Below are 10,102 nucleotides of genomic sequence, written 5' to 3'. Positions count from 1 at the left end.
CCGTTAGTTGTGCACTAAGGTCGGTCGGTGTGGATCTCGATGCTGTGCGCACGTTCGTCGCCGTCGTGGACACCGGCCAGTTCCAGGACGCCGCCGCAGACCTGTCGATCACCCAGCAGGCCGTCTCCAAGCGCATCGCCGGGCTGGAGAAGGACCTCGCCGTGCGGCTGTTCACCCGCACTGCGCGCGGGGCCCGGCTCACCATCGACGGGCAGGCGTTCCTGCCTCACGCGCGCGAGCTGCTGCGCGTCGCCGAGCGCGCGGTCGCGTCCGTGCTCCCCGGCAGCCGTCCGCTGCGCGTCGACGTGATCGCCTCACGCAGCGCGGCCTCGGGCCTGATGCGCGGCTTCCACCGCGCGCACCCCGAGATCGAGCTCGACGTGGTGATGCTGTTCGATATCGAGACGGCCGTCGCCGCCATTCGGTCCGGTGCGATCGACGCGTCCTTCCGCGCCGTCGCCGTGCCCGGCCGGCCCCTTCCCGAGGACATCGAGTCCGTCCGGGTGCTCGACGAGGCGCTCCAGCTCCTCACCGGGCCCGCCCACGCGCTGGCGGGCGCCCGGTCGGTGACCGTCGCTCAGCTCGCCGGGCACCGGATCTGGATGCCCGGCATCGTCCCCGGTACCGAGTGGGCCGCCTACTACGACGATCTCGTCGCCGAGTTCGGCCTCACCATCGAGGCGACGGGCCCCAACTTCGGCTCCGACGCGCTCCTCGACACCATCGCCGACACCCCGGCCTTGGCCACTTTCATGGGCGAGCAGACCCGCCTGGTCTGGCCCGCCGACCACGGCCTGCGCCGCATCCCGGTGACCGACCCGACGCCCGTCTACCCGCACTCGCTCCTGTGGCACCGCGACAACCCCCACCCAGGGCTGGCCACCCTCCGCGCCCACCTCGCCACCACAGCGGCCAGCCACGACGCCGCCGGGACCTGGGCGCCGGGCTGGGTGATTCCGCGCTGAAACGCCGCCACGTCTGCGATCACCGTGGCCGGATCGACGAACGGCGGCCTCAACGACGGGTCCGCAGTGAGTTCAGCCAGACTGAAGGACTTTTATCGCGAACATGCGCCAGTTCGGTTGGTGAGGTCTGAAAACGCGGAGAGTTCGTCAGGGTCCCGGAGGCACAGCCCCAAAGGGGATCACTGTGGGGGCGCCTGGTCGAGGTCGTCGGCGAGCAGGTGCTCAGCGACGGCGGAGTATCTGGCGGCGGTGCTGTGGGAGATCCGGAAGACCAGCGACATGTCGAGCGGGTCCGCCCTCGTGGCGAGGGCTTCGTGGAGAATGCGGTCCTTGCGTATGCGCCGGGAGATAACGCCGCCCCATCGTTCTGCTGCATCATGAGACGCTTCGGCGGCGTTGGTAGGACAGCGTGACGGCGGCGAGCAGCGGTGCCCACGCCACCAGTGGCACGTAGACGAACCCGACGAGCAGCCTTCCGGTCGCCGTCATGTCAACGTGCGGCAGTGTCCACCAGAACAGGAACGGCGTCCACAGCAGGGCGAGAACCGCGACGCCGAGCCAGGCGGGCACGGTGACGGCCAGACGCGGGATCGTGCGGCCGCCGAGCAGCGGGATCCAGTGCGGCACCACCTCGCCCCAAGGGCGCACCAGGCCGAGCGCGAGCAGGGCCGCAACCTCGGTCAGCACGGAGAGAGCCACCAGGTACAGCGGCCCCGACATGGTCGTGCCGATCAGGTCGCGCAGGCCCTGCTCGGTGTAGCCGAGCGGAAGCCCCACGGCCAGGCCGATCCGCCACAGGCTCGACGGCAGCACGAGCAGGGGCACAGCGTGCGCCACCCCGACGGCCCATCTCGGGGCAGGCCGCCGGGTGCCGGTTGAAGGTGGCAGCGCCACTGATTCCTCGATCTTCACTGTCCTACTTCCGAGACCATAGTTCCGAAACCACGGTCTCGTATCATGGCGGAATGGAGAGCAGCAGGCAACAGGCCGGGCGGCCACGCGATACCCGAGTCGATGCGGCCATTACCGCGGCCGTCACCGAACTCCTGGAAGAGGTCGGATACGCGGGCATGACGGTGGCCGCCGTGGCCGAGCGTGCGGGGATCGGCAAGGCGTCGATCTACCGGCGGTACGCCACCAAACACGAGATGGCCTTCGCCGCGATCATCCACGGAAAGGCTCTGGAGGTACCGCCCGACACCGGATCGCTGCTGGGCGACCTGACCGCACTGGCGCGAGCGATCGTCGCCCATCTGAGCAACCCGGGGGCCGCCACCGCGCTGATGAGCCTGCTCAGCGAGGCCGCGGCCGATCCGGCACTCGCCGCACGGTTCACCACGACCTTCGTGGAGCCGGAACGGGCAGGAAATGCCAAGCTGCTGGAGCGCGCGGTGCGACGCGGCGAACTGGAGCGGCTGCCAGACGTCGACCTGTTCCAGGCGATGTTCGGCGGCACCGTGATGTCGTGGCTGTTCATCTGCCACCATGACCCGCACGACCTGCCCGAACGACTCGCCCGGTTCGCCTGCGCCGCGCTACGGTCCACCGCCGACGCGGCCCGGCACAGCGGCGCGAGTTTGATCAGGCGCGATGCCCGGGGCGGGCGTCAGCCAGGGTGAGTGGGCGGGCTTGGCCGCCCTGGCGGGGCTCGGCCCCTGCCTGACCCGCCCTCGCCGCCGCGTCACGGCGTCCGGGCAGGACCCCTGTGACAAGCGGTGGCTGCGCGGGGCGACATCCCATCAAGCGGCGTCGAGGGCTTCAGTGATCTTGCGGGTCATGTCCGCCAGGGTAGGGCTGGGCCGGCCCTGGTGGGTGCGGGCGGCTGCTTCGACGGCGACGATGACGGTGCGGCGGAAGTTGTCGGCCTCTGCCGGATCCTGCTGCTTGAGCAGGCTCACGGCTGCGGTCAGGGCCGGCAGCACCTGGTCGGCGATGGCGGCTACGGACTTGCTGTCCAGCTTCATGTCCTTGGGGTACTCGGCGAGTACGTGCCCGACCAGCCCGGTGGCGGAGGACAGGGCGATGGAGCCCTCGGTGGCGGCCTTGTGGGGCTTGCCGGCGGCGTCGGCGGCGGACATCAGCGTGACGGCGCCGTAGGCGGCGGTGCGCAGGGTGAGCTTGTCCTGGTCGGTCAGGGTGATGGACATGGTGGTGTGCTCCTTTGAATCTGTTCTGAGGTTCGATCGAACGGGCGGATGGTGAAATGCGTCCTGGTGGTGTCTGGGGTATCTCGATTGCTGAGGGCGGGCCAAGCCCAACCCCGCGCGGAAACGTCGACGCTTCGGCTGCCAGGGGCTGACCGTTGGTTGAGGGCGGACATACCGTGTGCGGGCTTGGTGTCAGTTGTCGAGTGCCTGGTAGAGCGTGGTCCAGAAGTCGTGCATCAGCCGTATCGAATTCGGGGCGGACGCCCCGACCTGGGTGAGCAGGATGCCGGTGAGGTGGTTGTGCGGGTCGGCGTAGGTGGAGGTGCCGCTTCCGCCGTCCCAGCCGAACTGGCCGATGGGGGCGTAGTCACCGCGGTAGGTGCGCACCGCCATCCCCATGCCCCAGCCGCCGTGCTGGCCTTGGCCGAAGGAGATGTGGACGTTGTTGACGGCCATGGCGTGCCGGGCGGCTTGCTGCTCGGGCGTGAGGCGGTTGGTGGTCATCAACTCCACGGCGGGCCTCGACAGGATCCGGTCGCTGCCGTGCATCCCGCCATTGAGCAGCATTCGGAAGTAGGCGTGGTAGTCGTCGGCGGTGGAGACCAGCCCGCCGCCGCCGCCCTGGAACGCCGGCGGCCGGCTCCACCGTCCCCCCGCGGCCTCGTCCCACACGTGGAACTCGCCGCTCTGCTGGTCCGGCGCGTACAGGCTCGGCAACCGGTCGATCTTGCCGGCGGGCACGTGGAAGCCGGTGTCGGTCATCCCCAGCGGCTCGAAGATGCGCTCGCGCAGGAACGCCTCGAACGACTGGCCGGCGACCCGGGCGACCAGCACGCTGAGGACATCGTGGCTGACCTGGTACTGCCAGCGCTCGCCGGGCTGGTACATCAGCGGCAGCGTACCGAGGCGGCGCATCCACTCATCCGGCTCGGGCATCGGCTCCGGCAGGTTGGGCGTGAGCCCCTGCTCGAAGACCGCGCCCATGATCGGGGTGCCCAGCGACGTCATATCCATGCCGAGCCCGAACGTGGAGGTCAGCAGGTCCCGTACGGTGATCGGCCGCCGCGCCGGCACGGTGTCGTCCAGCGGGCTGTCGATCCGCCTCAGCACCTGCCGGTCGGCGAGCTCGGGCAGCCACGGATCTACCGGGTCGTCCAGCCGCAGCCGGCACTCATCGAGCAGGACCATCGCCGCCGCCATCGCGACCGGCTTGGAGGTGGAGGCCATCCGGAAGATGGTGTCCCGGCGCATCGGCGGGCCACCGTCTTGGCGCATCGTCCCGATCGTTTCGACGTGCGTCTCCTCGCCCCGGCTGACCAGGGCGACGATTCCGGGAATCTTCCCGGAATCGACATGCCGGGCCAGCACCTCGTGCAGTCTGTACAGCCCAGTCTTGGAAAAACCGCCGTTGCCAGTTCCCATCATGTATCTCCTTGCCTAAAGTCTTCGATCTTGTGAGACCCGTCCCGGCGTGGCGCTCATGGGGCTTCCATGAGCGACGCGCCAGGGTCGGGGGTGAGCTCGGTGTGGTCCAGTTCGCAGCCCCGGAGGCCGCGATCGCTGAACCGTTCATGGTGACTACCATCGCCGACCGCTCTGATACCGGGCCGTTGCCGTCCTGACGCCGCCGCTGACACGACACCGCATGGTCGACGGCGAGCGCGATGATGGTCATGCCCGGCTGCACCAGCGGTCGAGGGCGGCGTGGGCGGGCTGCCACTGGGTGTTGTAGGCGATGCGGGCGGGCTCCGGCAGGGTGGCGAGCATTCTCGCGGTGGTCTGCGGGTCGGCATTCTCCAGCAACCACGGCAGCAGCCGGGGCGCGTCCGCGCCGACCCGCTGGCCGTGGATCTGGTCGAAGGCCGCCCACTGCCTTGTGGTGAGAGCTCGCCGGATGAGCGGAATCGCCGTGTCCTCCTCATGCCTGAGATGCCCGCGCAAGCCCGTGACCAGGGAGTCCGTGAGGTCCCCGAGCCGGACCTGGTCGACGTCGGGGTCGGGGTCGGGGTCGGCGAGCAGCTCGTTGACCGTCGCGATGAGCTGGTCGATGGCTGCGTGTTCGGCCTCCATCGCCTCCAGCAGCACCAGGCCGTCCGGCCGGTCGGCCAACTGCCGGCGCAGCGCCGGCCAGAGCATGTCGTCCTCGGCACTGTGATGGATGCGCACGGATCGCGTGAACAGCTGCCAGCCGATCGCCGTGCTCAGGATGCGCCTGGGATCGTCGTCGATCCGGACGGTGACACGGGCGATGTGCTCCAGTTCCCGGCGCAGGGCATGGTGCATGGCGTACATCGCCGTCATGTCCAAGGGCATGGTCAGGTCCAGGTGGGGCCCACACATGCGCTGCGGCCGTTGATCTGGCCGGTGCGCCGCCCGACGATCTCTTGCCGCGCGTGGGACATACAGCCCTGGTTGATAGCCCTGAAGAGGGCCCCGATGCCTTTCCTCCCGTCGGGAGGGACAACGGCGGGGTTCGTCATCTGCGCTCGCATGATGCTGCTCCTCTGGAAGGCATCGGGAAATACACGTGAGGTCAAGAGTTGACGGCTCACGCGGACTGTTCCGGTCGGTTTCCACCTTGCTGGGGTGCCGCGTCTCGATCAACGCCGACTTCGAGCACGCAGCGATAACACGCGGGTTATCACAACGCCAGGACGTCGAACTCTCCGCCTGGCAGCTCCGTCTCACCCGCTGATGCGGAGGCGCATCATCATCATCCTTATCCTTCGTATGCTGTCGGGCGATGGGCCGACTGATCTACAGATCGGGGCAGGCATGGAGATACGTGATATCGAGATCTTTCTGACCCTCGCCGAAGAGCTCCACTTCGGCCGGGCCGCGGACCGGCTGCACGTCTCCCAGGCGCGGGTCAGCCAGGCCATCAACCAGCAGGAACGCCGCCTGGGCGGCGCGCTGTTCGACCGCACCAACCGCCGCCAGATCTGCCTCACCCCGCTCGGTCGTCAACTCCGTGACGACCTGCGGCCGGTCTACGCCGGCCTGCGCGACAGCCTCGAACGCGCCCACCTCGCCGCCCGCGGCATCACCCACGTCCTGCGCGTCGGCATGCTCCCCCTCAACACCTATGACCTGCGCCCCTACTGGGGCACCTTCCGCGCCCGCCATCCTCACTGGCAGCTGCAGATCCAGCACGCCTCCTTCGTCGATCCGTTCGCCGGGTTACGCCGTGGCGACCTCGACATGCTGGTCTGCTGGCTGCCGGTCGAAGAACCCGACCTGACGGTGGGCCCGGTCCTGTTCGCCGACCCGCGGGTGCTGGCCGTGGCCGCCGAGCACGAGCTCACCCGGCGCACCTCCGTCTCGCTTGAGATGCTCGCCGACTTCCAGCACAGCGACGCCCCGTCGAGGCCGGACTACTGGGCCGAGGGCTTCGTCCCGTCTCACACCCGCTCAGGGCACCGGATCGAGCGCGGCCCCTTGGTACACAACGCCGAGGAGATTCTCACCCTGGCCAGCACTGGAGAGCTCGTCAACCTCTTCCCCGCCCACATGATGCGCTATTGGAGTCGGCCCGACATCGCCTACCTGCCCGTCAATGACATCGACGCCCTGTCGTACGCTCTGGTGTGGCGTACCGAGACCGAGAACGACCTGATCCGGGCCCTCGCCCGAGTCGCCGCCGACATCGGCACCCTTGCCCCCTGAGCCGCGCGTCCTGGGCACGACGTCTTGGTCGCGCATGCTGAGGAGCTCCCCGTCCCGCCTGAGTGGCGCTACCACTGGCGGGGACCTGCGCAGATGTAGGTGATAAAGGACTAGTACCACGTACATGACCGATCATGAGAGCGCGCCGAGCAGGAGGTCCGTCCCGCACGGTGGTGCGCGACTCGTGCACGTTATCCGGTACATCACCACCTGAGGGATCAGGTGACCGCCCGTGCCGGGCGGAACGTCACCGCGTTGCGCGGCCCGCAGGTCACTGTGGCGGCGGCCGCCGACGCCTTCCTGTCCACACCCCGCTTCACCAACGCCAATACCCACCGCGCCTACACCGGCGCGATCGACCGCACCTGCAGCCTGCTCGGCCGCGAGCGGCCACCTCGCGCCGCCCCACCGTACCCCGTATTCGCCAAAGGAACGCCGCCCCCAGGTCGAGACGGTCGTTCCTCTGGCCAGCGCTCGTGCTCGACGATGATGGGGTGCCGTTAACCAACGTGTCATAGGCCGCCAAACCTCGAAGATCCCTACGCGGGTGTTGTGCTTCAGCCGGTGTGGTGCCGGTAACCGCCGGGCGGTGACCCGTACTGGCGTTTGAAGGCATGGGTGAAGGTGTACTGCGAGCTGTAGCCGACCTGCTGGGCGATCGTGTTGACGGGGGCGTCGGAGGCGCGCAGGAGCCGGGCGGCGGTGGTCATCCGCCACCATGTCAGGTAGGTGAGCGGTGGTTGGCCGACCAGATGTGTGAACCGCCGGGCGAAGGCGGCCCGGGACAGGCGTGCCTGCGCGCCCAACTCCTCGACGGTCCATTGCCGGCTGGGGTCTCCGTGGATGGCGCGGAGGGCGGCGGCGACGGCGGGGTCGTGCAGGGCCGCGGCCCAGCCGGTGGCGGAGTGGCCGGAGACGCGCTGTTCTTCGAACCACGCGCGCAGGATGTAGAGCAGGAGAAGATCCAGCAGGGTGAGCAGGATGGTGTCGGAGCCTGGGCGGGCGTCGCTGTCCAGTTCCACGCCGAGGAGTTCGACCGCGGCGCGGAGTTCCCTGTGGCGCCCTACCCGCGTCGGTAGGTGGATGACCTCGGGCAGGTCGTTCAGGAGCGGATGTGGCCCGGATCTGTCCAGGAGGTAGGCGCCGCAGAGCATGACCACCGTCGGCGGCCGGTCGGCTGACGTTTCGTCGTTGCGGCCATCATGGACTCCGGTGAGCGTTGCGGGCGGCTCGCTTACCGGGGTGGACGGTTCGTCGGCCAGACCGTGTGCGGATCCGCGCGGCAGGAACGCCACGTCGCCCGGCCCGAGCGCGATCGGCTCACCCTGCGACGGGAGAAGCCAGCACGTTCCCTGGAGAACGATGTGGAACCCGGCGGACGGCACTGGCGGAAACCGCTGGGCGAAGGGAGCGGACCTGGTCACCCGGCCCGAGTGGGGTCGACCGGTGCGCGCCGCACTCACCACATCAGACAGAACATCCACGCAGCCAGTGTAACCAACAACGACCTCGGCGAAGACGATGACGCAAACTCTAGAGCGCATCACGCATTCAACCGTCTTGTGTCCGCGCCTTACTGTGCTGGTGGCTGAGCAACCGCGCAGCTCCATCATGAGGAGACGACATGAAGATCGCCGTTTATGGCGCGAGTGGATACCAGGGAAAGCTCGTGCTCACCGAACTGGCACGACGCGACATCGAGACGGTCCTGGCCGGACGTGATCTCGCGCGCCTGAAGGAGGCCGCCTCGGCGGTCGGCCTCCTCGACGCGGAACGACGCGTGGCCGACACCACCGACCATGAGGCGCTGGTGCGCGCGTTCCGCGGCTGCGACGGCGTCATCAACTGCGCCGGACCCTTCACCTCCTCAGGTGAAGCCGTGGTCCGCGCCGCGATCGCCGCCGGCTGTCACTACGTCGACGCCTCAGGCGAGCAGCTCTACATCAAGAAAATCTTCGACACCTTCACCACGGAGGCGGAGAACGCCGGGGTCACCGTCGTACCCGCCGCCAACGACGGCTGCGTCCCGGTAGACCTCATGGCCCACATCCTGGCCGACCACCTTGAATCGGTCGAAGAGATCATCACCACCCACGTGATCGTCGGGGGCGGCGGCATGTCGCGCGGCTCGCTGCGCTCGCTGGTCGAAACGATCGACGCCATCAAGGCGGGAGGCATGACCTACGACGACGGCGACTGGCGCCCCGGCATGCCCGCCCGCCACGCCGCGATCAGGCTGCCCGGACAGTCGGAGGTAACCCCGGTGATGGCCTTCCCTGTGCCGGAGGTGGTGACCATTCCCCGTCACATCCGCGTCCGGCATGTCGAGGGCCTGACCGAGGCGGCGTTGGGCGACCGGCTGAACATCCCGCTCACACCGGAGATCATCGAAAGCCTGCCTGAAGGCCCCGATGAGGACAGCCGCCGCACCCAGCACTTCACCTACGTGCTCGACGCCACCAGTACCGACGGCCGCCGCGCCCGCGGCATCGTCCAGGGCCCCGACACCTACGGCACAACCGCGGTGATCGCCGTAGAAAGCGCCCGCCGTCTCATCGCCGACCCTGCCAAGCCGGGAGTACTCGCACCCGCCCAGGCCTACCACCCGACCGCCTTCCTCGACTTTCTCATCCCGCACGGGATCCACTGGACCATCGAGGACGCGCCGGCAACCTGACAACGAGCCTTCTCCGGTAACGATCAGCCACGGTGTGTGATCGTCTGGACGGCCCGCTGGATTGAGCGAAGGTCCCAGAAGGCCGCGAAGCCCCTGCTAGAAGTGGTCTTGCCTAGAGATCAACTTCATAGAGCAGGGACTTCGCTACCCTCAGATGTCACATACTCCGCTGCGCTGGGCATGCGGCGGGAGACGGCGCTGTTCTTGTCCGGCCTGCTGCACAACGAGCGGCGTCGGCGCGGCACCCGCAAGGGCCGCCGGGCACTGGGCTACCTCGCCCAGACGGTGCTGATCCCGCGGTCAACCGGCGCGCCCCACCTCCGGCCCCCCGCGCGCCCGCGGCCGCCGACATCTGCCCGCTCACCAGACGGGGCCGGCTGTCCTCCCCCCGCACCGAGTACCTGTTCAAAACCGCCTCTGCCGAACGGGACCCGCACGGTGAAGGCTGGCCCCTGCACCAGCCGCCCTAGCGAGATCGTTCTCAGTGCCAATGGCTGTCCGCCGGTTCCTCAACCCCGAAGAAGTCCCAGAGTTCATGCGAACTGAAGGTTCATCGGACTGAACCGAAGGGTCTTCATCCCTCATGGACCGTTTCGACCCTTGAGTTCGTCACGACTGGCGGGGTCTTGCTCTTCGACTGCGGTGGC

At 68.6% G+C, this 10,102-nt stretch carries 10 protein-coding genes and 1 pseudogene; 6 read left to right on the top strand and 5 right to left on the bottom strand.

Going from position 1 to position 10,102, the window contains the following annotated elements:
• The coding region (locus EJK15_RS64085; RefSeq protein ID WP_338089965.1) for a LysR family transcriptional regulator at positions 1 to 965 on the top strand (965 nt) is incomplete at its 5' end.
• Between the two features lie 375 nt (positions 966 to 1,340).
• Here EJK15_RS64085 and EJK15_RS64080 read toward each other — a convergent pair.
• Positions 1,341 to 1,790 (bottom strand): hypothetical protein, encoded by a 450-nt coding sequence (locus tag EJK15_RS64080; RefSeq protein WP_240778015.1) that lies wholly within the window; start codon positions 1,788 to 1,790, stop codon positions 1,341 to 1,343.
• A 140-nt stretch (positions 1,791 to 1,930) separates the two neighbouring features.
• Here EJK15_RS64080 and EJK15_RS64075 point away from each other — a divergent pair, with 140 nt between their 5' ends.
• The gene (locus EJK15_RS64075; RefSeq protein WP_138720053.1) at positions 1,931 to 2,584 is read left to right on the top strand and encodes a TetR/AcrR family transcriptional regulator; all 654 of its coding nucleotides are present in this window, start codon (positions 1,931 to 1,933) and stop codon (positions 2,582 to 2,584) included.
• Positions 2,585 to 2,704: 120 nt separating this feature from the next.
• Here EJK15_RS64075 and EJK15_RS64070 read toward each other — a convergent pair whose 3' ends face one another.
• The 3 genes from EJK15_RS64070 to EJK15_RS64060 form a co-directional block, all read right to left on the bottom strand.
• Complete coding sequence (locus EJK15_RS64070) at positions 2,705 to 3,112, bottom strand: hypothetical protein (RefSeq protein WP_138720052.1); 408 nt, start codon at positions 3,110 to 3,112, stop codon at positions 2,705 to 2,707.
• Between the two features lie 192 nt (positions 3,113 to 3,304).
• Positions 3,305 to 4,534, bottom strand: a complete 1,230-nt coding sequence (locus EJK15_RS64065) for a serine hydrolase domain-containing protein (RefSeq protein ID WP_138720055.1) — start codon at positions 4,532 to 4,534, stop codon at positions 3,305 to 3,307.
• Between the two features lie 249 nt (positions 4,535 to 4,783).
• Positions 4,784 to 5,425 (bottom strand): hemerythrin domain-containing protein, encoded by a 642-nt coding sequence (locus EJK15_RS64060; protein WP_206062129.1) that lies wholly within the window; start codon positions 5,423 to 5,425, stop codon positions 4,784 to 4,786.
• 462 nt (positions 5,426 to 5,887) lie between these two features.
• On the opposite strand from EJK15_RS64060, the gene EJK15_RS64055 reads away from it, so the two are divergent.
• Both EJK15_RS64055 and EJK15_RS64050 read left to right on the top strand, forming a co-directional pair.
• On the top strand, positions 5,888 to 6,778 hold the full coding sequence (locus EJK15_RS64055; RefSeq protein ID WP_138720050.1) for a LysR family transcriptional regulator: 891 nt from the start codon (positions 5,888 to 5,890) through the stop codon (positions 6,776 to 6,778).
• A 222-nt stretch (positions 6,779 to 7,000) separates the two neighbouring features.
• On the top strand, positions 7,001 to 7,282 hold the full coding sequence (locus EJK15_RS64050; RefSeq protein WP_138720049.1) for a hypothetical protein: 282 nt from the start codon (positions 7,001 to 7,003) through the stop codon (positions 7,280 to 7,282).
• Positions 7,283 to 7,335: 53 nt separating this feature from the next.
• Here EJK15_RS64050 and EJK15_RS64045 read toward each other — a convergent pair whose 3' ends face one another.
• The gene (locus EJK15_RS64045; RefSeq protein WP_138720048.1) at positions 7,336 to 8,262 is read right to left on the bottom strand and encodes an AraC family transcriptional regulator; all 927 of its coding nucleotides are present in this window, start codon (positions 8,260 to 8,262) and stop codon (positions 7,336 to 7,338) included.
• A 140-nt stretch (positions 8,263 to 8,402) separates the two neighbouring features.
• On the opposite strand from EJK15_RS64045, the gene EJK15_RS64040 reads away from it, so the two are divergent.
• Both EJK15_RS64040 and EJK15_RS75855 read left to right on the top strand, forming a co-directional pair.
• A complete protein-coding gene (locus EJK15_RS64040; protein ID WP_138720047.1) occupies positions 8,403 to 9,455 on the top strand; it encodes a saccharopine dehydrogenase family protein in 1,053 nt (350 codons plus the stop codon).
• Positions 9,456 to 9,563: 108 nt separating this feature from the next.
• Positions 9,564 to 9,755, top strand: a pseudogene (locus tag EJK15_RS75855) (hypothetical protein); the annotation flags it as partial.
• Between the last annotated feature and the right edge of the window lie 347 nt (positions 9,756 to 10,102).

This window comes from Nonomuraea basaltis, assembly GCF_005893125.1.
Lineage (GTDB): Bacteria > Actinomycetota > Actinomycetes > Streptosporangiales > Streptosporangiaceae > Nonomuraea > Nonomuraea basaltis.
The sequence above is the reverse complement of the archived record's forward strand: the minus strand, read 5'-3'. Positions and strand labels throughout refer to the sequence as shown.

What these genes read in the sequence shown, in the direction of transcription:
- EJK15_RS64055 (WP_138720050.1), top strand. Translation starts at nt 5,888, where the DNA reads ATGGAGATACGTGATATCGAGATCTTTCTGACCCTCGCCGAAGAGCTC.
- EJK15_RS64040 (WP_138720047.1), top strand. Translation starts at nt 8,403, where the DNA reads ATGAAGATCGCCGTTTATGGCGCGAGTGGATACCAGGGAAAGCTCGTG.
- EJK15_RS64060 (WP_206062129.1), bottom strand. Translation starts at nt 5,425, where the DNA reads ATGCCCTTGGACATGACGGCGATGTACGCCATGCACCATGCCCTGCGC.
- EJK15_RS64070 (WP_138720052.1), bottom strand. Translation starts at nt 3,112, where the DNA reads ATGTCCATCACCCTGACCGACCAGGACAAGCTCACCCTGCGCACCGCC.
- EJK15_RS64065 (WP_138720055.1), bottom strand. Translation starts at nt 4,534, where the DNA reads ATGGGAACTGGCAACGGCGGTTTTTCCAAGACTGGGCTGTACAGACTG.
- EJK15_RS64075 (WP_138720053.1), top strand. Translation starts at nt 1,931, where the DNA reads ATGGAGAGCAGCAGGCAACAGGCCGGGCGGCCACGCGATACCCGAGTC.